The organism is Microcystis protocystis FBCC-A270 (assembly GCF_050500235.1).
In the GTDB taxonomy this organism is placed as follows: Bacteria; Cyanobacteriota; Cyanobacteriia; order Cyanobacteriales; family Microcystaceae; genus Microcystis; species Microcystis ichthyoblabe_A.
Map to the genome: position 1 here is coordinate 736,747 of NZ_CP191407.1, position 23,652 is coordinate 760,398.

The 23,652-nt window shown below is 42.1% G+C and carries 26 protein-coding genes and 2 pseudogenes; 21 read left to right on the top strand and 7 right to left on the bottom strand.

What is annotated here, in order from left to right; translation table 11 throughout:
- The first annotated feature begins 206 nt into the window (after nt 1–206).
- From bchD to ispD, 5 genes are all read left to right on the top strand, one after another.
- A complete protein-coding gene (bchD, locus tag ACQY1X_RS03450) occupies nt 207–2,204 on the top strand; it encodes a magnesium chelatase ATPase subunit D (protein WP_271935426.1) in 1,998 nt (665 codons plus the stop codon).
- A 364-nt stretch (nt 2,205–2,568) separates the two neighbouring features.
- Complete coding sequence (locus tag ACQY1X_RS03455) at nt 2,569–3,072, top strand: hypothetical protein (RefSeq protein ID WP_016516745.1); 504 nt, start codon at nt 2,569–2,571, stop codon at nt 3,070–3,072.
- A gap of 10 nt (nt 3,073–3,082) precedes the next feature.
- A complete protein-coding gene (locus ACQY1X_RS03460) occupies nt 3,083–3,973 on the top strand; it encodes a hypothetical protein (protein ID WP_002776005.1) in 891 nt (296 codons plus the stop codon).
- Between the two features lie 444 nt (nt 3,974–4,417).
- Nucleotides 4,418–4,816, top strand: coding sequence for a DUF1824 family protein (locus tag ACQY1X_RS03465; RefSeq protein ID WP_002737278.1), 399 nt, complete (start codon nt 4,418–4,420; stop codon nt 4,814–4,816).
- A 123-nt stretch (nt 4,817–4,939) separates the two neighbouring features.
- Nucleotides 4,940–5,620 (top strand): 2-C-methyl-D-erythritol 4-phosphate cytidylyltransferase, encoded by a 681-nt coding sequence (gene ispD, locus ACQY1X_RS03470; protein ID WP_002736698.1) that lies wholly within the window; start codon nt 4,940–4,942, stop codon nt 5,618–5,620.
- Here ispD and ACQY1X_RS03475 read toward each other — a convergent pair.
- Nucleotides 5,615–5,827 (bottom strand): annotated as a pseudogene (locus tag ACQY1X_RS03475) (serine O-acetyltransferase); the annotation flags it as partial. The gene ispD and the pseudogene ACQY1X_RS03475 sit on opposite strands and share 6 nt — an antisense overlap.
- A 102-nt stretch (nt 5,828–5,929) precedes the next feature.
- Complete coding sequence (locus tag ACQY1X_RS03480) at nt 5,930–6,973, bottom strand: IS630 family transposase (protein ID WP_430013985.1); 1,044 nt, start codon at nt 6,971–6,973, stop codon at nt 5,930–5,932.
- A 148-nt stretch (nt 6,974–7,121) separates the two neighbouring features.
- On the opposite strand from ACQY1X_RS03480, the gene ACQY1X_RS03485 reads away from it, so the two are divergent.
- The 9 genes and pseudogenes from ACQY1X_RS03485 (at nt 7,122) to ACQY1X_RS03525 (ending at nt 14,665) form a co-directional block, all read left to right on the top strand.
- The gene (locus ACQY1X_RS03485) at nt 7,122–8,108 is read left to right on the top strand and encodes an IS30 family transposase (RefSeq protein WP_430013986.1); all 987 of its coding nucleotides are present in this window, start codon (nt 7,122–7,124) and stop codon (nt 8,106–8,108) included.
- 138 nt (nt 8,109–8,246) lie between these two features.
- On the top strand, nt 8,247–8,525 hold the full coding sequence (locus tag ACQY1X_RS03490) for a DUF4164 domain-containing protein (RefSeq protein WP_430013987.1): 279 nt from the start codon (nt 8,247–8,249) through the stop codon (nt 8,523–8,525).
- Between the two features lie 86 nt (nt 8,526–8,611).
- Nucleotides 8,612–8,956 (top strand): DUF4164 domain-containing protein, encoded by a 345-nt coding sequence (locus ACQY1X_RS03495; protein WP_193977215.1) that lies wholly within the window; start codon nt 8,612–8,614, stop codon nt 8,954–8,956.
- Between the two features lie 86 nt (nt 8,957–9,042).
- Nucleotides 9,043–9,429, top strand: a complete 387-nt coding sequence (locus ACQY1X_RS03500; RefSeq protein WP_430013988.1) for a DUF4164 domain-containing protein — start codon at nt 9,043–9,045, stop codon at nt 9,427–9,429.
- A gap of 85 nt (nt 9,430–9,514) precedes the next feature.
- On the top strand, nt 9,515–9,880 hold the full coding sequence (locus tag ACQY1X_RS03505; protein ID WP_430015401.1) for a DUF4164 domain-containing protein: 366 nt from the start codon (nt 9,515–9,517) through the stop codon (nt 9,878–9,880).
- Between the two features lie 86 nt (nt 9,881–9,966).
- On the top strand, nt 9,967–10,407 hold the full coding sequence (locus ACQY1X_RS03510; RefSeq protein WP_193977213.1) for a DUF4164 family protein: 441 nt from the start codon (nt 9,967–9,969) through the stop codon (nt 10,405–10,407).
- Between the two features lie 135 nt (nt 10,408–10,542).
- Entirely contained in the window at nt 10,543–11,067 is a 525-nt protein-coding gene (locus tag ACQY1X_RS03515) for a type IV pilin protein (protein ID WP_430015402.1), read from the top strand.
- Nucleotides 11,068–11,790: 723 nt separating this feature from the next.
- Nucleotides 11,791–12,882, top strand: a pseudogene (locus ACQY1X_RS03520) (ISAs1 family transposase).
- 343 nt (nt 12,883–13,225) lie between these two features.
- A complete protein-coding gene (locus ACQY1X_RS03525) occupies nt 13,226–14,665 on the top strand; it encodes a tetratricopeptide repeat protein (RefSeq protein ID WP_430013991.1) in 1,440 nt (479 codons plus the stop codon).
- A gap of 156 nt (nt 14,666–14,821) precedes the next feature.
- On the opposite strand, the gene ACQY1X_RS03530 is transcribed toward ACQY1X_RS03525, so the two are convergent.
- The 3 genes from ACQY1X_RS03530 to ACQY1X_RS03540 all read right to left on the bottom strand — a co-directional run bounded on the left by ACQY1X_RS03530 (nt 14,822) and on the right by ACQY1X_RS03540 (nt 16,811).
- Nucleotides 14,822–15,262: a DUF4164 domain-containing protein gene (locus tag ACQY1X_RS03530; RefSeq protein WP_430013992.1), complete on the bottom strand. Its 441-nt coding sequence runs from the start codon at nt 15,260–15,262 to the stop codon at nt 14,822–14,824.
- Nucleotides 15,263–15,477: 215 nt separating this feature from the next.
- The gene (locus ACQY1X_RS03535) at nt 15,478–16,068 is read right to left on the bottom strand and encodes a PAP/fibrillin family protein (RefSeq protein WP_002736482.1); all 591 of its coding nucleotides are present in this window, start codon (nt 16,066–16,068) and stop codon (nt 15,478–15,480) included.
- 179 nt (nt 16,069–16,247) lie between these two features.
- Nucleotides 16,248–16,811 (bottom strand): phycobilisome family protein, encoded by a 564-nt coding sequence (locus tag ACQY1X_RS03540; protein WP_002737222.1) that lies wholly within the window; start codon nt 16,809–16,811, stop codon nt 16,248–16,250.
- Nucleotides 16,812–16,960: 149 nt separating this feature from the next.
- Between ACQY1X_RS03540 and rseP the strand changes: the two genes are divergently transcribed.
- From rseP to ACQY1X_RS03555, 3 genes are all read left to right on the top strand, one after another.
- Entirely contained in the window at nt 16,961–18,052 is a 1,092-nt protein-coding gene (gene rseP, locus ACQY1X_RS03545) for an RIP metalloprotease RseP (protein WP_002736295.1), read from the top strand.
- Nucleotides 18,052–18,708, top strand: coding sequence for an endonuclease III (gene nth, locus ACQY1X_RS03550; protein WP_430015723.1), 657 nt, complete (start codon nt 18,052–18,054; stop codon nt 18,706–18,708). Before rseP ends, nth begins: the two co-directional genes overlap by 1 nt.
- Nucleotides 18,709–18,783: 75 nt before the next feature.
- Nucleotides 18,784–19,392 carry a rhomboid family intramembrane serine protease gene (locus tag ACQY1X_RS03555; RefSeq protein WP_430013993.1) on the top strand — a complete coding sequence of 203 codons (609 nt, stop codon included), beginning with the start codon at nt 18,784–18,786 and terminating at the stop codon, nt 19,390–19,392.
- Here the strand turns inward: ACQY1X_RS03555 and ACQY1X_RS03560 are convergent.
- Entirely contained in the window at nt 19,389–19,715 is a 327-nt protein-coding gene (locus tag ACQY1X_RS03560; protein ID WP_002735315.1) for a hypothetical protein, read from the bottom strand. The two genes, ACQY1X_RS03555 and ACQY1X_RS03560, sit on opposite strands and share 4 nt — an antisense overlap.
- A 160-nt stretch (nt 19,716–19,875) precedes the next feature.
- Here ACQY1X_RS03560 and ACQY1X_RS03565 point away from each other — a divergent pair, with 160 nt between their 5' ends.
- On the top strand, nt 19,876–20,418 hold the full coding sequence (locus tag ACQY1X_RS03565) for an NADPH-dependent FMN reductase (protein WP_002792588.1): 543 nt from the start codon (nt 19,876–19,878) through the stop codon (nt 20,416–20,418).
- Here ACQY1X_RS03565 and folB read toward each other — a convergent pair.
- Nucleotides 20,405–20,761, bottom strand: coding sequence for a dihydroneopterin aldolase (gene folB, locus ACQY1X_RS03570; RefSeq protein WP_002735328.1), 357 nt, complete (start codon nt 20,759–20,761; stop codon nt 20,405–20,407). The two genes, ACQY1X_RS03565 and folB, sit on opposite strands and share 14 nt — an antisense overlap.
- 159 nt (nt 20,762–20,920) lie before the next feature.
- Between folB and ACQY1X_RS03575 the strand changes: the two genes are divergently transcribed.
- Genes ACQY1X_RS03575 through ACQY1X_RS03585 form a run of 3 tightly spaced genes read left to right on the top strand, consistent with a single transcriptional unit; the run spans nt 20,921 to nt 23,627 of the window.
- Nucleotides 20,921–21,841 carry a glycosyltransferase family 2 protein gene (locus ACQY1X_RS03575; protein ID WP_002735442.1) on the top strand — a complete coding sequence of 307 codons (921 nt, stop codon included), beginning with the start codon at nt 20,921–20,923 and terminating at the stop codon, nt 21,839–21,841.
- A 14-nt stretch (nt 21,842–21,855) separates the two neighbouring features.
- Nucleotides 21,856–22,815 carry a GDP-mannose 4,6-dehydratase gene (locus ACQY1X_RS03580; protein ID WP_430013994.1) on the top strand — a complete coding sequence of 320 codons (960 nt, stop codon included), beginning with the start codon at nt 21,856–21,858 and terminating at the stop codon, nt 22,813–22,815.
- A gap of 2 nt (nt 22,816–22,817) precedes the next feature.
- Nucleotides 22,818–23,627, top strand: coding sequence for a glycosyltransferase family 4 protein (locus ACQY1X_RS03585; RefSeq protein WP_430013995.1), 810 nt, complete (start codon nt 22,818–22,820; stop codon nt 23,625–23,627).
- The last annotated feature ends 25 nt before the right edge of the window (nt 23,628–23,652 follow it).

Sequence of the window (23,652 nt, forward strand, 5' to 3'; positions counted from 1 at the left end):
ACATCCTCATTTTACAAAGACAGCGATCGCTTTTACTTTTGATATTCTGATGGGAGAATGAAACAGCCCTACCTTGATAAGGGGGGTGTCTGATAATTTTTAACGCCTACCTACTTAAAATCTGAGTTCGGGAATCAAAAGGGGAAAAGCGCCAGACCAGGGAGCTTCTGTTTTACACTAGAATTTGGCCGCCTGAATCTAGATCTATGCCCACTCTGACCCTCAATTTTCCCCTGACTGCCGTTGTCGGCCAAGAAGCGATTAAATTAGCCCTACTCTTAGCTGCCGTGGATCCCGCCCTCGGGGGTGTGGTAATTGCCGGTCGTCGGGGAACCGCCAAATCAGTCATGGCGCGAGCGATACATTCCTTACTGCCACCGATCGAAATTATCGCAGGTAATGTCTTTAATTGTGATCCCAACAATGCCGACGAATGGGACGATCGCACTAAAGAAGAATATAGCAGTGGAGAGGTCGCCACGGAAGTTATCCGGGCCCCTTTCGTGCAGATTCCCCTGGGAGTCACCGAGGATCGTTTATTGGGTTCCGTCGATGTGGAAGAATCGGTGAAACAGGGGGAACCAGTCTTTCAACCCGGTTTATTAGCCAGCGCCCATCGGGGAATTCTCTACATCGATGAAATTAATCTACTCGATGACCAAATTGCTAACCAATTACTAACAGTTTTAAGCGAAGGACGTAACCAAATCGAACGGGAAGGCATCAGTTTTCAACATCCCTGTAAACCAATCCTGATCGCTACTTATAACCCAGAAGAAGGGGATTTACGAACCCATTTATTAGATAGAATTGCCATTGCGCTTTCCGCCGATGGTGTCCTTAGTTTAGACCAACGAGTCACCGCCGTCAATCAGGCGATCGAGTATGCTGTTTCTCCCACCGCTTTTATCGCCCAATATGCCCAAGAAATCGATGATCTAAAAACCGAAATTATTCTGGCGAGGGAATGGTTAAAAGAGGTAAAAATTAAACCCGAACAAATTAGTTATCTAGTCGAAGAAGCGGTGCGCGGTAGGGTAGAAGGTCATCGCGCCGAGATTTTTGCCGTGAGAGTAGCCAAGGCCGCCGCCGCTTTAGAAGGTCGGGATTTAGTCAGTGCCGATGACCTAAAAAGAGCCGTCGAATTAGTTATTGTACCTCGATCGCTGATTACGCCACCACCCCCGGAACAGGAACAACAGCCACCGCCACCACCGCCACCACCGGAACCGCCCCAAGACGAAAACCAGCAGGAACAGGAAGAAAAAGAGGAGGAGAAAGAGGAAGAAAAAGAGTCGGAACAGCCCGATAATCTGCCAGAAGAATTTGTTTTCGACCCGGAAGGGGTTTTACTGGATCCCAGTGTGCTGTATTTTGCCCAGATGGCCCAGCGTCAGGGGAAATCGGGGGCGCGTAACCTGATTTTCTCGGAAGATAGGGGACGTTATATTAAGCCAATGTTACCCCGGGGCAAGGTGAAAAGAGTCGCCGTCGATGCCACTCTCCGGGCGGCCGCACCCTATCAAAAAGCCCGTCGCTTAAGAAATCCCGAACGTCATGTGATTATAGAAGAAGGGGATCTGCGCTCAAAACGACTGGCCCGCAAGGCCGGTTCTTTAATTGTCTTTGTGGTTGATGCCTCCGGTTCCATGGCCCTGAATCGGATGCAGTCGGCCAAAGGTGCGGTTATGCGTCTGTTAACGGAAGCTTACGAAAATCGCGACCAGATTGCCCTGATTCCTTTCCGGGGTGAGCGAGCAGATGTACTACTACCGCCGACCAAATCGATTACCCTAGCGAAAAAACGTCTAGAAACCCTGCCCTGTGGTGGCGGTTCCCCCTTAGCTCACGGTTTAACCCAAGGGGTTCATGTGGGGATGAATGCCCGTTTATCGGGGGATATCGGTCAAGTGGTGATTGTGGCGATTACCGACGGTAGAAGTAATATTCCTTTGGCGAAATCTTTAGGCGAACCGATTCCGGAGGGTGAAAAACCCGATATTAAGGCAGAACTGCTCGATATTGCCGCTAAAATTCGCTCTTTAGGCATTAAACTGCTGGTTATCGATACAGAGAAAAAATTCGTCTCCACTGGTTTTGCCAAAGAATTAGCCCTAAAAGCTGGGGGTAAATATTATCATCTACCCCGGGCCACGGAACAAGCGATCGCATCTATGGCGCGAGGGGCAATTGCGGGACTGTAGCTAGTGGTTAGGGGGTGCAGATCATTTTTGTCAATCTACCATCCCCACCCTAGCTTTAAGCCCTACCCTGTCAGGGTTTTAGACTATTCTTGGGCTAGAAACAAATCGCACCCCCAAATGCGAGATGCTTGCACGCAGTTTTTCATACATTTGTATTAATTGAAAAGTTACCGATAATTTCTCGGCGGTGGATATTTCTGTAATCTTGAGATAAACGCCTAAAAATTGGCTATTGACTTGAATTTTGCTGATTTTCTGTTTTTTTTGGTCTGGTGTGGCAGAATCTAGAAAAACTTAACAATAATCAGCAATCAGCGAGAGATATACTACAAACAAACATGAGCAAGTTTTAATTAAGATAACTATGAGCTTTCGATTTGGCAAAATCTTGATAGCAGGGGTATTAGCGACACTTTTGCTAGTAACTTCCTGTGCTAAAGCTCCCTCGCAATTTGACCGGGCGCAACAGGAAAGTACCGCTCGCGGGGCGGCGGCAGTGGTGAAAGAATCCACCTCTGGCGGCAGTTTTAATCGGTTTTTCCCGCCTTCTGGGGGAGGATACGAGCGCGTCTATACCCAAGAGAAAAAAGGCTTTGCTGAGGCAAAACTGAAGCAAGATGGCAAAGTTCTGGCTATGTTAGCCATATCTGACATCAGCAATAATCCCGCCGCAGCCAATAAATTCCAAGACAGTCAAACCACAATCAAAGGTTTTCCCTCTATCGAACAGGGTGCAACCGCCAGCTCCGTTTTAGTCAATAATCGCTATCAAGTCAAGGTTTTATCGCGGGATACGGATTTTGATGCCAGCGATCGCCAAGCTTGGTTGGCTAAGTTCGATTTAGATGGTTTAGCAAAATTAAAGTAAGGAGACATCCGTGAGTAAGCCAATTTTTGAACTGGTGGACAAATTACCGACGAATAATCTCACCGTCAAAGTTCTCAAAACCCTTGATTATGTGGTGCCGGGAGAGTGGGATAACCTAGTCGGGTTTAAAAATACGATTATCAAAGTCACCGGCGAAACCGACGAAAGCATGATCCAACAGATTGGCGATCGAGCCGTTTGGTTGTTTAATGATAAATCCCAGGGCTATCAACGGGCGCTCTGGCTCTACCAAACCATCGACAGCGCCGATAATGCCCTAGCCACCGCCTCTCTTGCTAATGCCGTCGGTGGTAAAATTCCCCTCATGGGCGGTTTAATCGAAAGATTAACCCCTGCCCCCGAAAAAGCGCAAACCATCGATCTAACCTTGAAATTAGTGACTGAATTAGTCGCTTTTTGTCAAATTAATGGCATTCCGGGGGATAGTATCGGGGATTTCGTCACTTCTCTGGGAGATTATAGCGGCGAATCCCTGATGCGGATGGCGGCGTTAGTTTGTTTGGATGGTTTGATTCCTCTGGGGGGCAGTTTTATCCGCAAAGTGGAATCCACCCTCAGTATTCTCCACCCAGAAGACTTAGAATCTAACTCCACTTTCGGCAGTATTAAAGAATTGATTCCGGGGGGAAATACTGCCAGAAAATTAGACTTTATCGGTCAAAGTTTCGACTCGACTAAAGGTTGGATGAGTAGTTTTGTCAGCGATCGCGATTTGAGCCAGCAGGGATTATTGAGCAAAATTCAGGGATTTATCGACTTTTCTGCCGATAAATTGGTGTATGTTGGGGCATTTCTCGATATGACGACTAATTACTATGAACATACTGGCATTCAAACCCTGGCTCGTCGTTTAATCGAAAGAGCCGTGGCGGAAATTTAACTGCAAGACTCTGAAACAAGCGAAGAAAAAGCTCTAGAAAAAGTTTAGGCTCTTCTAGGTTCTGTGTGATCAGTTTAACTTACATAATGATCGATCGATCTTTGTGTCCTTTGTGTCTTTGTGGTTCGTTCCACCCCCTCGCTCTTGAGAAATGTATCCTAGAATACATTTTACCCACCAAACCTAGGAGAGCCGTGCTTACTTCAGCTATTAAAAAGCAGCGCGTGAAATGCCCGCACAAAATGGAGCGATCAAACAACCCCGATAAATTTTTCTGTCCCCAACCTGATATGATCGAAATTGGCGATCTTACGATTAAGACCAATGCAAAATTTTCCTATGTCTAAACCCCAATGATTTAGGGCTTTTTTACTTGGGAATTTGTCGTTAAGGACAGCAGCATCAGCTTATTTTTTATCTTTAGCCCCGCCTATCTAACCGCTCATGTCTATTGAAGAAGCTTTGAAACTCCTAAAAGAATATGGATGTATTAAACTAAAAATTGCCCAATCTCCTGAAGAAGAAGAAGCTCTAAGACAGGCAATTTTATTGGTTAACCAAGGTTCGGAATCAATTAATTTAGGTATCTGTGCCGATAACAATGAAGAGGGATTTAAAGCTCTGAAAGGTTATCTACAAGCCCTAGGATACCCCCTGCCTAATAGTCTCCCAGAAGACCAGCCAGAACAGGGAGCGGTGTATATTAAATATAATACCCAAAGACAAGCTTCCTATCTCGATTCTTATACGGGAACCTATCGCGGTGTCCTGGTTTCTTGTCAATCAGAAAACGATCAATTAGTCGGTACTTATGGTCACTTTCCCCTCGATTTATTCTCTTAAGAGGGATAGTTTTGGGCTTATTTGAGCTATTAACAATCATCGGCACCCCCCTAATCAAGGGGGGATTAAGGGGGGATCAAAGACCAAATCTATTGAATTCTTAACTTTTTACCTGAAAAAAATATGTATTTGTTAATTCCAGCAGCGGGAATGGGTAAACGGATGGGCAGCGATCGCAACAAGTTACTGCTCACCCTGCACGGAAAACCGCTCCTCGCTTGGACTTTGCTGGCTGCCATGCAATCCAGGGCAATTATCTGGATTGGCATCATGGCACAACCAGAAGACTTTGAGGAGATCCGAGAAATTATAACCGCCATAAATGCCCTTAAACCCGTGAAAATCATCCAAGGAGGCGAAACCAGACAAAAATCGGTTTACAATGGCTTACAAGCCCTGCCAGAGGGGGCTGAGACGGTTTTAATTCACGATGGGGCGCGATGTTTAGCCACCCCCGAATTATTTGATCGCTGTGCTGTCGCTTTAGCCACTTGTCAGGGTTTCATAGCGGCGGTTCCGGTGAAAGATACGATTAAAATTGTCGATAGCAAGGGTTGGATTAAGGATACACCCGATCGATCTCGGTTGTGGGCGGCCCAAACGCCCCAGGGTTTTCAGGTAAAATTATTAAAAGAATGTCATGAACAGGGCCGAAAATTAGCTTGGGAAGTCACCGACGATGCCGCCTTATTAGAAAAATGTGGTTTTCCCGTCAAAATTGTCGTCGGTGAAGAAACTAACTTAAAAATTACTACCCCCGGAGATCTGGCAATTGCCGAATATATTTTAAGTCAACGTTTATAATTTTTCATCTACTTTAACGCCGTCCGGTTTAACAATACGAGCGGGAATACCCACCACCACGCAATTAGGTGGAATATCCTTGACTAGCACTGAATTTGCGCCCACGGTGACATTATCGCCGATGGTAATATTTCCCAAGACTTTAGCGCCGGCGGTAATCCTGACATTATTGCCAATTTTGGGGCGACCGCTTTTATCTTTATAGCCAAAGACCGATTTTGTCCACAATGTAGGGGCGAACTGCGTTCGCCCAAAAGGTACATTATCAAAGCGCAAGTCCCTTATTTATGACAATGAAGTAACTATACTTTAGACGTTCATAATCTGAGATTTATTAAACTTCTGAAATCGTAGAGTCAGCAAGGAATCCAGTTCTTTTTTATGTTTCAGATGGGCATCATTCAGACATTCATAAATGGCTGAAGAAAAGTCAGAAAAGTTTTCATAATATTTACCATGTAAACATTTCTTTTTGACAAATTTCCACAGCCTTTCAATTAAATTTAGATTAGGCGAATAAGACGGCAGATAGAGTAGCTCTATTGACAAAGAAAGAGCCAATTCTTCAACAATTTTACATTTCTGATAGCGGGCATTATCTAAGACTAGAGTGATGGGAATCATTAGTCCTAAAGCAGCTATTTTTTCAAGAAGTTCACAGACTTGAGTTGCCGTAATATAAGTGTCATTAGTAACTAGAATAACTTCATGAGTTATTGCATTTAATGCTCCTAAAACATTGAAGCGTTTACGCCCGCTCGGTGACTTAATAAAAAGTCTCTCAAAACACCAAACAAAACCGAGAAATGCTCCCATGACGAAGTGAGCGGCATCAACAAAAAAAACAGCCCTTTTTCCTTCTTTAGCCTCATTTAGTCTGGGTTCTAGCTTTTTTTCTTTGTAGTCTTCTTGTTCATCTGGGTCAGCTTTAGAAGGAAGAGAACCTATTTTTAAACATTTCATTCCCAAGGATTTTAAGAATTTCCTCACTTGGGTAGGACTTCGTTTTATCCCTGTCAATTCTTCTATTCTATATACAGCTTCATTTATTGTGGCTGGTGGATTTTTCTCGAAATATTTTTTGAGTGTTTCTCTTTGAGACTCTAATTCACTTTTAGGGCGATAGAAGTTGATTTCTTTTAATTTTTCTATTCCGCCCTCTTGATAATCTCGAAGATAGGTTAATAAGGTATTTGGCGAGATTCCTGCTAACTGACAAATTTTTTTGTGCGGTATCTTTTGGCTTTTTAACCAGAGAACTTCCATCTTCAGTTGAACCCGGGGATGAGGATGATGAAATCTTTCATAATACAGTGAGTTCTTTTCTTCTTCCGTGAATTCTAGGTTAATCATGTTTTTAATGAGTGCTTTGCTTCTAATTATGACTCTTGAACTATATTATTGCGCCAATTCAAAAATGAAACGCATCAACCTCAAGAGTTGACAAAGAAAGGCTCATCAGGTACTGTCTGATCATTAACAAAAACAAATCAGACCCAAAATGAGCCACCAACATCTTAACATAGAACAAAGAAACTTGCTCTACCAACTTAGTCAGGAGGGAAATTTATCTCAACGGCAAATGGCCGTCTGGCTCGGATGTCATCAAAGCACAATATCACGGGAATTAAAAAGGAATCAAAGTTCCCTTGGCTGCTATCTACCTGACACAGCACAAGCTCAAAGCGAGACAAGGCGAAAAAATGCCAAACAACCCTTTAAAAATGTCAGCGAGTCAGCCTTAGAGTTGGTCAAAGAAGGATTGAAAGATTATCATAGTCCCGAACAAATAGCAGGTCGTCTGAAAAAAGCTGGTCAAGAATCGCTCAGTCATGAAACCATCTATCAAATGATCTATCAGAACTATCACGGATGTGGAGAGTACCAGAAATATTTACGCCTGGGGCTTTGTCAAAGAAAGAGTCGAGGCGGAGCAAAAAGTAAGCGTGGAGGGATTCCAGGGCGTGTAGATATCAGCGAGCGACCAGTAATTGCTGACCAGAAAACTGAAATCGGTCATTGGGAAAGTGACACAATGATTGGAGGCAATCATCTAGGAGTTCTCGTTACTCATGTAGATAAAGCCTCGAAATTTTTAGTAGCAGGATTAGCCAAAAACAAAACCGCATCGGAAATCAATAGAGTCACAGAAAAACTTTTTCAAGAGATTCACCCTGACAAAAGAAAAACCTTTACTTGTGACAAGGTTAAAGAATTTTGTGGACATCAAGAGTTGAGTCAGAAACTAGGAGCAGATTTTTATTTTGCTACTCCTTATCATTCGTGGGAGAGGGGATTAAACGAGCATACCAATGGACTGTTAAGACAATTTTTCCCTAAGGGAACGAATTTTAAAATCGTTAAGCCAGAGGAGGTGGAAAGAGCCGTAAACTTGATTAACAATCGTCCTCGAAAATGTCTTGACTATCGTACCCCGAATGAGGTATTCTATAAAGGTAGATCAGACAGTGATGCAATTCAGACTTGAATTGGCCTTGTCTTTGAGTAAAAAATGCAAGTTATAACCGTGCAAAGTATAGAAGTGGCTACTAGGCAAGGCTACGAGCTTTATGATCATAATAAATAGCTGCTCAAAAAACCCGAAAACCCCATAGGAGTTTAGCAAATGCCTAACGAAACTGTAACTTATTCCCTAGAAGCTATCCTGACAAGGATTGAGAGTAAAATCGATAAAATCGATGAACGTCTCACAAAATTAGAAATCGGACAGGCCGAACTCAAAGCCGAGTTAAAGGGCGATATTAAAGTATTAGACGAGAAAATCGAGGGGTTAACGGCACGGGTTGGTTATCAGGAATTTACCAACCGGGGGATTCTCATCGCTTTGGTGGTGGCCGTCTTGGGAGGTGCTGCTAAACTTTTTGGTTTTTTCCCCAATCCCTAGAACTGGCTCCTAGGCAAGGCTACGAGCTTTATAATCATAATAAATGGCCGCTCAAAAAACCCGAAAACGCCATAGGAGTTTAGCAAATGTCTAACGAAACTGTAACTTATTCCCTAGAAGCTGTCCTAACTAGGATTGAGAGTAAAATCGACTCCCTGGAAAAACGGATGGATGAGAAAATCGACTCCCTAGAAAAACGGATGGATGAGAGATTTGACAAGGTAGAGGACCGGCTAACCAAAGTAGAAATCGGACAGGCCGAACTCAAAGCCGAGTTAAAAGGAGATATTAAAGTATTAGACGAGAAAATCGAGGGATTAACTACACGGGTTGGTTATCAGGAATTTACCAACCGGGGGATTCTGATAGCTTTGGTGGTGGCCGTCCTGGGAGGTGCTGCTAAACTTTTTGGTTTTTTCCCCAATCCCTAGAACTGGCTCCTAGGCAAGGCTACGAGCTTTATAATCATAATAAATGGCCGCTCAAAAAACCCGAAAACGCCATAGGAGTTTAGCAAATGTCTAACGAAACTGTAACTTATTCCCTAGAAGCTGTCCTAACTAGGATTGAGAGTAAAATCGACTCCCTGGAAAAACGGATGGATGAGAAAATCGACTCCCTGGAAAAACGGATGGATGGGAGATTTGACAAAGTAGATGAGAGATTTGACAAAGTAGATGAGAGATTTGACAAGGTAGAGGACCGGCTAACCAAAGTAGAAATCGGACAGGCCGAACTCAAAGCAGAGTTAAAAGGAGATATTAAAGTATTAGACGAGAAAATCGAGGGATTAACTACACGGGTTGGTTATCAGGAATTTACCAACCGGGGGATTCTGATAGCTTTGGTGGTGGCCGTCTTGGGAGGTGCTGCTAAACTTTTTGGTTTTTTCCCCAATCCCTAGAACTGGCTCCTAGGCAAGGCTAGAGGCCTTATGATCATAATAAATGGCCGCTCAAAAACCCGAAAACCCCATAGGAGTTTAGCAAATGTCTAACGAAACTGTAACTTATTCCCTAGAAGCTGTCCTAACTAGGATTGAGAGTAAAATCGACTCCCTGGAAAAACGGATGGATGAGAAAATCGACTCCCTGGAAAAACGGATGGATGGGAGATTTGACAAAGTAGATGAGAGATTTGACAAGGTAGAGGACCGGCTAACCAAAGTAGAAATCGGACAGGCCGAACTCAAAGCCGAGTTAAAAGGCGATATTAAAGTATTAGACGAGAAAATCGAGGGATTAACTACACGGGTTGGTTATCAGGAATTTACCAACCGGGGGATTCTGATAGCTTTGGTGGTTGCCGTCCTGGGAGGTGCTGCTAAACTTTTTGGTTTTTTCCCCAATCCCTAGAACTGGCTACTAGGCAAGGCTAGAGGCCTTATGATCATAATAAATGGCCACTCAAAAACCCGAAAACCCCATAGGAGTATAGCAAAATGTCTAACGAAACTGTGACTTATTCCCTAGAAGCTGTCCTAACTAGGATTGAGAGTAAAATCGACTCCCTGGAAAAACGGATGGATGAGAAAATCGACTCCCTAGAAAAACGGATGGATGGGAGATTTGACAAAGTAGATGAGAGATTTGACAAAGTAGATGAGAGATTTGACAAAGTAGAGGACCGGCTAACCAAAGTAGAAATCGGACAGGCCGAACTCAAAGCAGAGTTAAAAGGCGATATTAAGGTATTAGACGAGAAAATCGAGGGGTTAAAGGGAGAGTTAAAAGGCGATATTAAAGTATTAGACGAGAAAATCGAGGGGTTAACGGCACGGGTTGGTTATCAGGAATTTACCAACCGGGGGATTCTGATAGCTTTGGTGGTTGCCGTCCTGGGAGGTGCCGCTAAACTTTTTGGTTTTTTCCCCAATCCCTAGAACTGGCTCCCAGAAACGACACCAACCCACTTCCCCAAATTCCCAAAAAAATTTTTTCCGACAGTGATAGGTTTTCTCAAACAAGTGGGTAAGTTGTTTATAGAGAACAAAAAACACCCACTCAAGGAGATAGCCATGAACTCTACCTTCAAATCCAAACTCATCCAAACTCTCAACAAAAAGAACGCTAACAAAGGTTTCACCCTCATCGAACTCCTAGTTGTTGTCATCATCATCGGTGTACTCTCCGCTATCGGTCTCCCTGCTCTTCTCAATCAGGTAGGCAAAGCCAGACAAGCTGAAGCTCTCACCAACCTCAGTACCATTAACCACGTTCAACAAGCCTTCCGCTTGGAAAATGGTCGATTCGGTGTTTACTCGAAAACTCCTGCTAATCGTACATTGCCTGTTACTTTACAGGAGCAAAACTACGATTTCCCTGACACCACTCTTAACTCCGATGTCAGTCGCGGAGCCAGAAATAACGCCGACGCCAAAGCTCTTTATACTAATGACGTCCTTGAATACTCGGCTTCTGTTGGTCAAAACGCCGATGGTGTTTTCACTTCACTTATTTGTGAATCCGCCTCCAGTAGTGCTGAGGCTGACGCTGGAGATCTTGGTGGAACTACATGCACTACTGGCAATAAAGTCGATTAGATATTTTTTCCAGATTGCTTAAAAGCTGTCTGGCATAATAACCAAAATTTGATACTTAGCGCAAGGTGGCGGGGAGATCTTCTCTTGAAACCTTTCGCTTTTGATTATTTTGGGGAGAGGATTTTTGGGTCTTCTGGACATTGGGTGAAAAATGTTTCTGTCACCTTTGGACGAACCCAGTTTGTGCCTACATTGTGGAAAAAATCCGTTACTGTAGGGACGCAAGGAACCTGCGCCCTCCGATAGATAAAATTTGCTTATCATCGAAAGTACGGGATACCCTGATTATTGACCTTTATTTCAAGCTAAGTAGGTAGGCGTTAAAAATTATCAGATGCCCCCCTTATCAAGGCTGTCCTTTAGTCACATCTTTCTTAACATTTCAAACCTTTGTAGCACAAGGCTTTCAAGACTCGGTTAACAATTTGTAATATTCCTTGTTGACACCCTTACAAAACAAAGAAAAAACTGAAATCAAGTCAGGATAAGGGTTGGAGTGCTTACTGCAAAAATTGTTAAGAAAGATCCCTATAAGGGATAGCTTATCAAGGGGGGACTAAGGGGGGATCCGCACCCCCCTTATCAAGGGGGTATTAAGGGGGGACTAAGGGGGGATCAAGGGGGGACTAAGGGTAGGGCTGTTTCATTCTCCCATCAGAATATCAAAAGTAAAAGCGATCACTATCAGGTAAAATGAGGAGTGACCGCCAACCTTTCAAATATATGTTGAGCTTAATAGAAAAACTAAAACAAGTCAAGGACTTTCGGAAAGATAAAGGAAAAAGACACCCTTTATGGATAGTATTAGTAGTAATAATACTGGGAACAATGCTAGGATACTCAGGTTATAGAGAGCTAGGAGAGTTTGCTAAAAATAATCGGCACAGGCTGAGTAAAGAATTTAACATAATTCCAGAAAGAGTCCCATCCTATTCAACAATTATAAGGGTAATGATGGGAGTTGAGTGGCAGAGTTTGTTAAAAATATTTAATGAATAGGCATTACAAGAATATGGACAAAGAGATGATATAAATTGGCTAGATATAGATGGAAAAAGTCTCAAAAACACCCTAAAGAATCCTAACAATGAACAACAAAATTTTATTATGTTTGTCTCATTGTTTAGTCAAGAAAGTGGATTAGTATTACACTTAAAAAGAATTGAAAACAAAAAAGGGTCTGAAATCGACGAAGGTCAAGCTATAATTGAGAATTGCTCTCTCCAAAATAAAGTTTTTACTGGCGATGCTTTACACTGTCAGAAAAAAACAATCAGCTTAATAGCCAAGAGTAAAAATGATTATGTTATCACCGTTAAAGGAAATCAGAAAAATCTTTATCAGCGAATACAAGACCTGAGTAATTCCTCAAAGCCAGAAAGTTGCTTTCTTGAACAAGATAATAGTCATGGACGAAAAATATCAAGAAAAATAGAAGTTTTTAAAGTTAGAAAAAATGAAAGACAAGGGTTTGAAAATCTGCGAAGAGTTATTAAAGTAGAAAGAAAGGGTAGTCGCGGGGATAAAACCTATGAAGAAACAGCTTACTATATCAGTAGCCTAACCGAATCCGCTCAAGTATTTGCTAAAATTATTCGAGGACACTGGAAAATAGAAAATCAGTTACATTGGGTAAAAGATGTAATTTTTGAGGAAGATAAAAGCGAGATAAGTGATTTTCAAGCGGCAAGCAATTGGTCAATTCTCACAACCATAGGATTGAATCTTTTCAGAGGTTTGGGTTTTCTCTCAATAACAGAGGGACAGAGGTGGTTAGCTGAACGTTGGGAAAAACTGATAGTTTTATCGACGTAAGAAGCAGAAAAATTAGCTAAATTAACAGGATGTACTCTCAGACAATTTCAAGAGAGATAGGCTTTTAGTGGCTTGGGAACAGGCTTTATCAATCTATTCATAATAAATATTGGCAGAAGATTAAAGATTAGTTATTATGACTAACTCTTCTGATTAGAAAAAGATAAACTTGAGAATCCTCGATCAAATTTATTGACTCAAAATCAGCTATACTTAATTTAAATGAATCAACCCTACCCTTGATAAGGGGGGTGCGGATCACTCCTTGATCCGTAGGGTTGATTCATGAATCAACCCTACCTAATGGGGGTATCTGACAGTTTTTAACAGCTATCCACTTATTATGAATAATGAAACATCTTCAATTACCGACCAAAATGAAAGAGAATACGAAGGTTTAATCGTGTCTCTAGAGGCAAATCAAGAGAGATTAAATATATTAATTTGTGTGTGTGATCAGGAAAAATTGCGAGAAGAAATCATTGATCGCTATAGCAAAGAATTAGAACCAGTAATCCCTTGTTATCGGATTGATTTAGATCAAAAAGAACCGAATTTAAGAGCAGCAATTGCTAGTTTAGTCTCCAGAAAACCAGAGTTATTACAAAGCAAAAATGCCGTGATCACAACCACAGGAGTGGAAAAATTACACTCGATCGAATGGCAACGGGAAAAATCGGAACTAGATAAATTTTTTGGTTATCTGCAATGGACAAGGGAAGGACTGCGAGAATTTCCCTATTCTATCGTTCTTTGGGTAACAAGCACAGTGGAGGTAAATTTACGCAAAAAGTCCCCCGATTTTTGGAGTTGGAGAAAAGGAGTTTTTCGCTTTATTTCTCCTCCAAGTAACTTTTTACCTTGTCAGGAATTTTTACCAATTTTACAATCTTTTGACGAAATTACTATAGATAAAGATATTCCTTTAATCTCTAAGGAAGACTTGTTAGAACTAATCGAGCAAATCGAGGTAAATAAAGGCAAAAAAGAGCCAAGACTAGCGAGTTTATATGCCAGTTTAGCTAAGATTTATAACCTTCGTTTATTAAATCTGCCATTGTCAGATTATCGTCAGGAACAACAGCTTGCGATCGAGTATTATCAAAAGGCGATCGATTTACAAAAAGAGTTAAATCTAGAACTTGATTTAGTTGCGAGTCTCGACTCATTAGCAGGTATTTACTATTTTCTAGGAGAATACCAAAAAGCGATCGAGTTTTATCAACAGTCCTTAGCAATCTTTCAGAAAAGCGGAGATCGCTGGAGAGAAGCAGATTCTTACAATAATTTAGGCAATGCTTATCATTCCCTAGGAGAATACCAAAAAGCGATCGAGTTTTATCAACATTCCTTAGCAATCTTTCAGGAAATTGATGATATAAGGGGAGTAGCGTATTGTTACAATAATTTGGGCAATATTTACAATTACCTAGGAGAATACCAAAAAGCGATCGAGTTTCATCAACAGTCTTTAGCGATCAAACGGGAAATCTCTGATATAACAGGAGAAGCTTATTCCTATCTAGGTTTGGGGAATGTTTACGATTCCCTAGGAGAATACCAAAAAGCGATCGAGTTTTATCAAAAGTCCTTAGAAATCTTTCAGGAAATGGAGTATATCATAGGAGAACCAAAGACTCTGTTGAATCTGGGACTTACCTACTATAAACTCAAACGTATATCGGAAGCGAAAGAAGCAATTCTTCAAGCGCGGAAATTATTTCAAGCATTGGGGTTAGCAGGATATGTTCAATATTGTGATCAGGCAATTCGGCAATTATAAACCCGAAAATATCCCTTAATCGTTGCTTTCTTTCTGGGGGTGGTTAAGTTTCCTTTAGTTGTAAATGGGTTAGACATCCCTTATTTTTAACCTGAGTTTTACATCTGCTAATTTCCCCTCATAACTACCCTAAAGTGAGAAATTATAGTAATATTTCTAAGGATTACCAGAAAAGAAAGAGCGCCACGCTGCCGTTCCGATCGCTCCTCCTAAAAGAATAATTAACGTCCAAACTTGATTTTTTTGGGTTCCTTCCACCTTTTCTAGTCTTCTATCCATCCCATCGACTTTCTCAGTTAGTTTTACTTGTCCTAACTCTAGCTTAGTTAGCCGTTCGTCGATCTTATCAAATTTCTGGTTAAAATCCTTCTGTAGGCTGTCAAATTTCTGGTTAACATCTTGTTGCAAGGTGTCGATTTTTTGGTTAAAATCCTTCTGTAGGCTGTCAAATTTCTGGTTAACTTCCTGTTGCAAGGTGTCGATTTTTTGGGTGACATCTCTTTGTAGGGTATCGATTTTTTGGTTAACCTCCTTGATGCTGTCTTTGATTTCCTTGAGTACAGATTCAAGACTATAAGTAACGGTTTCGTTAGACATTTTGGTAACATACTTGGGAGTAATGATAGTACAATAATTTGATTTTAATCCTAAATCTGGTTATTAAAAACTGATTACCTATTGCCTAGTATTTAGTCTTATGGTAATAAGTAGCTGGTTATAATTAAATTAAAAATGGATTTTAGGTTCGATCCCCCCTTAATCCCCCCTTGATAAGGGGGGAGCTGACAACTTTTAACGCCTACCTACTTAAGTTAGGTTTTTTCCTTAGCCAGAATAAAGACGCTGCCCTCGCTGCCGCGGCCGATGCGGAGATCTTCATCGAGATAGGTGATATCGAGCCAACCTTTTTGTTCGCGATTATTGAAGGAAAAATCGAGGGGAGGAAATTTTTTGCCACTTTCGATCGCTTCGATAAATTCTTGGGGAGAATGATAATTGAGAAAACGTTGCAGACCGAGGATCGAGCGCTCAAATTTGACCATAACCCGACGCTCGGAGGTGGGTTCAAAGGTAGCGGCGACGATCACTGCTCCTTCTAACCAAGGTACGCCCGTAATTTCAGCAATATTGTAGAGTTTGGCCTTGTTCAGGTCAAGATATTGATAAATTTGACCCAATTGAAAAAAAGGTAGGCGATCTAGTCCCAGAATGTCGCGGCTGCTGGTGAATAGTAAACGCCAATTGCCCCCTAATAGTTGTTTAACTTCGAGGGGATGAGGATGGGGATTGTGGTCCTCCAATTGTTCGATCGCCGCTAAAATCCGCACGCGGTCGCTTTCCGTGGCCAGGAGTCCGCGATTTCTACCAGCTATCAATTCTAGTAATTTCGCTTTGGCATCCATAGAATCTCCCTCATTTTATAAAGTACCTCGACCCGCCAGGCACTCGATCGAGGTTTTTGGTGGCCCGAAGAGGCCTACCCGCGCCGATGATTTCATGGGTTCAACGGAGTTTTAACCTCGGTGAGCGGCATTTTTAACTGTTGGCCTCACTATTTTAACACGGATTAAATGCCTCGGTTTTAAAACTTTTTCATAACCGCAATTAAGTGATCAAAATAGGGAGTAATTGCGGTTTTTTCTGAGTCGCTAAAATAATCTAAACTGTATTGTTTTAAGGCTTCTAACCCCGAAATCATCGCCCCTAATGGTACTTGTAATTCTTGGTAAAGAAGACGCATATTTTCCAATCCCTCGGCGCTGGTGTAGGGAATCTGCTGTCCGGCGACACCGTAGGTAATACAACGTAAAAAGTTCCAGAAATCACGCCAACAAGCTTCGGCACGGTGGGGTGGATGAAGATCGCCTCCGGGTTGAAAAATGGTGGGAAATTGGTTTAATACAGTCTGACGAGCGTTATCGACGATGCTATTAGCATTATCCCGCAGTTTTCGAGCTTGCTGACTAGAAACCAGTAAATCAGGCTCTAAATTGACGATAGTATCTAAATCACTATCATCGAGATAGCGAGTTTGATCATCCGCTTGTTGCCAAACAGCGATCGCTGCTTGCTGATAGGGCCAATTAGCGAAACTGATGATTTTCGCTTTTGGGATTAATTGCTGGGCGCGCTCACTCAAAGGCATCGATCGCTCTCCGTTGGGTCAGATTAGGCGGTTAAGATCACTTTTAGCATAAATGATCGAAAAATTAGCGATAACTAAAGATTTTTTGCAATCTGCTTGGGAGGATCGCTTACAATAAACAAAAGCTAAGTCATTATATTTTGATCATCATGTCAGTTTTAATAGCGATCGGTGTACTTGCCCTATTAATTGTCGTTCACGAATTAGGTCATTTTGCCGCTGCTCGTTGGCAATCTATCCATGTTAGTCGCTTTTCCATCGGTTTTGGTCCAGCTTTAGCTAAATATCAAGGTAAAGAAACAGAATACGCTCTCCGCGCCATTCCTTTAGGGGGTTACGTTGGTTTTCCCGATGACGATCCCGATAGTCAAATTCCCAATAACGATCCTGATTTATTACGCAATCGTCCTGTTTTCGATCGAGCTATCGTCATTAGTGCCGGGGTAATTGCTAATTTAATTTTTGCCTATTTTTTGCTTGTTACCCAAGTCGCTACGGTGGGTTTTCCCCAAATTAACTATCAAGAAGGGGTAATTATTCCAGAGGTTTTCACCTCGGAAAATTCCGTCGCTAAACAAGCGGGAATACAAGCAGGGGATATCGTACTTGCTATCAATGATCAGCCCCTTGGTGCTTCTCAGAATGCCATTATTGACTTCCGTGACATTATTCAATCTTCCCCCGATCAACCCCTAAAATTAACCATCAAACGCCCCACAGAAACTCTCGATTTAATTGTTACTCCGGAATTGGGAAGTGATGGTCAGGGTAAAATTGGGGTGAGATTGGCTCCTAACGGTGAAGAAACTCGCCTGAAAGCCGATAGTTTTGGTCAAGCTTTTAGCTTGGGTGCGGGTGAATTTCAACGATTAACCCTATTAACCGTGCAAGGTTTTGGGCAGTTAGTTAGTAACTTTAAAGACAGTGTTCAACAGGTAGCAGGACCGGTTAAAATTGTCGAATATGGAGCAGCAATCGCTCGTAATGATGCGGGTAATCTTTTTCAATTTGCCGCCCTAATTAGTATTAACTTAGCGGTGATTAATATTCTGCCTTTACCTGCTCTTGATGGTGGTCAGTTGGTATTTTTATTAATCGAGGCTTTAGTAGGTAAACCTCTCCCAACTAAACTGCAAGATAACATCATGCAAACAGGTCTAGTTTTACTCTTAGGATTAGGAGTTTTCTTAATCGTGCGCGACACGGCTAACCTAGCAGTTTTTCAGGATTTATTCCAGTGATGGCCCCTCGAAAAAAAACTAAGCTTCAACTGCGCGCCCTAGAGATTTTAAGCAACTTAAAGCAATTATATCCAGAGGCAACCTGTAGCTTAAATTATCAAACTCCCGTGCAGTTATTGGTGGCAGTTATTCTCTCGGCACAATGCACTGATGAGCGTGTAAATAAGGTAACTCCTGCTTTATTCGCCCGTTTTCCCGATGCTAAATCCTTAGCTTTTGCCGAGCGAGAGGAGTTAGAAACCCTGATTCGTTCCACGGGATTCTATCGCAATAAAGCTAAAAATATTCAGGGTGCTTGTCAAAAAATCCTCAAAGATTTTCAGGGGGAAGTACCCAAGACAATGGCGGAATTATTAACTTTACCCGGGGTAGCTAGAAAAACCGCTAATGTGGTACTTGCTCACGCTTACGGGATTATTGAGGGGGTGACAGTAGATACCCACGTTAAGCGCTTAAGTAATCGTTTGGGTTTAACTACTAATAACGATCCGGTGAAAATTGAACGGGATTTAATGGCTTTACTACCTCAACCGGATTGGGAAACTTTTTCTATTAGTATTATTTACCACGGCCGGGCAGTTTGTAAAGCGAGAAATCCCGCTTGTTTTTCCTGTCAATTAGCCTCTCTTTGTCCCACAGCAAACAGTAAACAGTAAACAGTAAACTCACACCTGATAACTGGTAACTGAATCACTGATAACTGATAACTGATAACTGATCTGGGGGCTATAATGGGAAAAAATAGCTCATCCATCAATCTTATGAGTCAAGGATCACGGCAAGAAATAAAAACCCAAGCAATAATCCTCGCTACCTTTGTGGCGATTTTTTGGCTGTTAGAGATTTTAGATCAATTTGTTTTTCGGGGCAGTTTAGACAATTTCGGGATTATGCCCCATCAAGTCATCGGATTGCGGGGTATTCTCTTTGCACCTTTCCTACACGGTAACTTTCCCCATCTTATTGCTAATACGGTTCCTTTTCTGATTCTCGGTTGGTTGGTGATGTTACAGGAAACCAGTGACTTTTTTATTGTGACTGGGTTAACTATGCTGGTGGGGGGGTTAGGAGTCTGGTTATTTGCTGCTCCGGGATCCATCCATATCGGGGCAAGTATCTTGATTTTTGGCTATTTAGGTTTTTTATTACTGCGGGGCTATTTCCAGAGAAATATTCCTTCTATACTCTTGTCAATTCTAGTCTTTTTACTCTACGGTGGCACAATTTGGGGCGTTTTGCCTTCCCGTCCGGGGATTTCTTGGCAAGGACATTTATTTGGCTTTCTAGGCGGGGTTTTAGCCGCCAAATTAATCGCCACCGAAAAGAAACATTATTCCTAAATGGGGGAACCTTCTATCTCGCTACATACTTCGTAAAAATCGGTGACAGGCGGTTTTGCAAATAGAGGAGCCATGGATTTCAGCAATAATTCATGGTCTTCGCTTTTATTTGCCTCCATATCATCGATTTTATCCCAGATGATTACGGCAATTCCTTCATCGGTTCCGGGTTTTTGCAACAGAAAAGCCCCCTGGAATCCCGTAGAATAGGTGGAAACGGCTTTTTCGTAGAGTTTTTGGGCCTCGGAAAAACACCCTGGTTTAAATTCACCAATAGCCACATAGGCATATTTATGTTTGAGAAAATCGAGAAATTCTGGCATGGCAATGAGGGGAAATGGAATAAATCTTTCTTTCTATTCTCATTAAAACTTAGATCGATCGCTCTCCCCGCCCCATCGACATATTTTTTTAACTAAGCTTCCCCAATTGTCTCTTTTTTTGTTAGCTTATATGTAGTCGTTATGAGTTTGTATAAGTTCTATGATCAAAATCGTTGGTATTAATGGCAGTTTACGCAGCGGATCCTATAGTGCGATGGCGTTAGAAGTTGCTATCAGTCGAGTACAGGGGTTAGGGGTAGAAACGGAGATAATTGACCTGAGAAAACTCTCTTTACCCTTCTGTAACGGGGGAGATGACTATTCTGACTATCCCGATGTGGCCAAAATGCAGCAAACGGTTAAATCGGCAGCGGGATTAATTTTGGCGACACCGGAATATCATGGCAGTGTCAGTGGTGTGATGAAGAATGCCTTAGATTTAATGAGTTTTGAGGAGTTATCGGGAAAGGTTGCCGGGTTAATCAGTGTTTTAGGCGGCCAATCCAATAGTAACGCCCTCAATGATTTAAGAATCATTCTCCGTTGGGTTCATGCTTGGGTAATTCCCGAACAAATTAGCTTAGGACAAGCGTGGAAAGTCTTCAACGAAGAAGGAAAAATCCTTGACGAGAAGCTTTCCCAACGTTTTGACGCTTTTGCTGAAAGTTTAGTCGATAATACGCGTAAACTCAAAGGGATCTAGTAATATCGATGGTGATTTTACCGGTGAAATGGGGAATTGGGGCGGCGGGTTTCGATAATTGTACTCTTACCTGTCGCACTCGATCGAGTTGTAGAATATCCTCAGCGATGACTGTGGCCAATTTTTCCACTAGGGCAAATTTGCCGGTTTCAATCTGGTGTTTGACAATTTCGATCGCCTGTCGATAATCTAGGGTATCTTCAATTGCGTCACTTTTGCCAGCAATGCTGATATCAACTTCGAGGGATAAATCTACCTCAAACCATTGACCTAAAACCTGTTCTTCAGCCAGATATCCTGTGTAACCGTAGGCACGAATTCCTGTAACGTGAATAGTATCCATAGATAGTTAAATTAAAAAACTGGTAGCGTTGGTCACAAATTGACGAGAAACTCTATAAGTAAAAAGCAATCTCGGAGTCTCGGAGTCTCCTCAAGCATTTTTACATTTTTGCAAAGGAATGTTAAGTTTTAGGGTATTGAATGAGTAACCTTGATAGCCATGGCTCCTAAAATAGCAGGGATTATCTGTACCCACAACCGCGATCACTACCTAGAAGGAGCGATCGATAGTCTTTTGGCGCAAACCTGCCCAGATTGTGAGATTTTAGTGGTTGATAACGCATCTACCGATAAAACCCGTCAAGTGGCCGAGTCGCGTCTGGGAGATGGGCGGCTAAAATATGTTTACGAACCTATTTTAGGGCTATCTACCGCCAGAAATCGCGGAGCGAAGGAAACTAGAGCGCCGATTTTAGCTTATTTGGATGACGATGCGATCGCTAGTCCTCAATGGTTGCAAATTCTGTTAAATGCCTACGAAAATAACGAAAAACTGGCAGTAGCAGGGGGAAAAGTCACTCTTATTTGGCCGCAAGGCTACAGTCAACCCAATTGGTTATCCGATCAGTTAGCAGGGGGTTTAGGGGCTTTCGATTTGGGCGACAATGTGGTATATATCAGCCAAGCGAATTTAACTCCGCGAGGGGTTAATTACTCAATTCGGCGAGATTTCTTGGGTAAGATTGGCGGTTTTGACCCTAATTTGGGAAGAATTGGCAAAAAACTTCTCTCTAACGAAGAATTATACACTACAGAACTGGCACTGGCCCAGGGATGGCAAGTGGGCTATTTTCCCGCAGCATTGGTGGAACACAATGTGGCCCCAGAAAGAATCAATCGTCAATGGTTTATGAGTCGCAGTTGGTGGCAAGGCATCAGCGAACACTACCGGGAAGAAGTGGCAGGAAGGACGGGATTGGCTCAATTTGGGCGAGGAGGTGAGCGTTTGGTGAGAGGATTGGTTAAATCTGTCAAATTTATCAATGATCCTGCTAAAAGCTTTGATAATCTGCTCTATGCCTATGGACAAATCGGTTATTTAAGCGAAGCCACCAAGGCCATGTTAACCCCTCAAAAGTAAATTATTGTAAATAAATGGGTAAAAAAGCCTTAATTTGTGGTATATCAGGGCAGGATGGAGCCTACCTAGCCGAATTACTGTTAAAAGCAGGCTATACGGTTTCTGGCACCTCCCGGGATGCTCAGATGTCCTCTTTTAGTAACCTGAAACGTTTGGGAATCAAGGAACAGGTAAAACTAGAATCAATGTCACTGAATGACTTTCGCAGTGTCCTACAGGTGTTAATTAAAATTCAGCCGGATGAGGTCTATAATTTGGCTGGACAAAGTTCTGTGGGTTTATCTTTTGAGCAGCCAGTGGAAACCTTAGAAAGTATTGCCACTGGAACCTTAAATCTCTTAGAAGCAATTCGATTTACCAGAGCAAAAATTAAATTATATAATGCCGGATCGAGTGAATGTTTCGGGGATATCGGCGATAATTCTGCCGACGAAAATACCCCTTTTCGTCCTCGCAGTCCCTACGCTGTGGCCAAATCGGCGGCTTTTTGGGAAGTGGCTAATTATCGAGAAGCCTACGGAATTTTTGCCTGTTCAGGCATACTTTTTAATCATGAATCTCCCCTGCGTCCCGAGCGCTTTGTTACCCAAAAAATTATCGCTGCCGTGGCTAGAATTGCTTGGGGAAGTACCGAGACTTTACACTTAGGAAATATGGATATTCAAAGGGATTGGGGTTGGGCGCCAGAGTACGTTGAAGCGATGTATTTAATGCTGCAACAGGAGCAACCCGATGATTACGTCATTGCCACGGGAGAAAGTTCAAAACTGGAGGATTTTGTCGCCACAGCTTTTGCTACTGTTGGTTTAAATTGGCAAGATCATGTAATTTCCGATCGAAGTTTATTAAGACCAACAGATTTAGCCATTAGTCGCGGTAATCCCCGCAAAGCTAAGGAGAAATTAGGTTGGCAAGCACGATACAAAATGACCGATATTGTCCGCATGATGGTAGAAAATCGTTTAGAGAAATAGCTATGAATATCTTAATGATTAGTTCCACCTTTCTCTATCCACCTAGCAAAGGAGGAACTCAGGGCAGAACTTTTAATTTACTCAAGTATCTCAGCAAAAATCATGATATTACTGTCATCGTTCAGTCTAATGCTGATGTTAGGGATGAGGAGGTAGATAAGTTAGGTAAATTTGTTAGTGAATTGGTAGTTTTTACCCGTCCTCGATATGCCAAAACTGGAATAATTGCTAAACTCCAAAGATTAGCTCAATTGCTGCAACAAGAGATGCAAAACTGGATAGATAGGGCAGTTAAGAGTCAAAAATTCTCAGTAATTACCAGTGAACATAGTGTTAATGAAATTTATATTCGTCCCCAAGGACAAATTACTTACCCCGATACTACTTTAACTCTAGTCGGTGGTAATCCATCCCTAGAAGTGCAAGAATTAACTAAGTTAAAAGGAGTAATTGTAACGAGACAAGTACCATTAATGACCACCTATCTTTATCAGGCAACTGTGGTGGTTATTCCCCTAAGAACAGGTTTTGGAATGAATTTCAAAACCCTAGAGTTCATGGCTTCTGGGGTGCCAGTGGTAGCCAGCGATCGAGGTTTAGAAGGATTAACAGTGGCAGTAAATAATGTTCCTTTAGCAGCCTTAATGGCTAATAGTATTGAGCAATATTGTACGGCGATTAGCAGTCTTTTTAAATCGGCAGAGTTGCGAGAAAAATTATCTAGAAATGCTCGCAAATTAATCGAATATAACTATACTTGGCAGCAAGCAGCAGGTAAGTACGAACAAGTTTTGACTGCTGACATTTGTTAGGTAATTTCTCTAGTTTTTTGTCAAT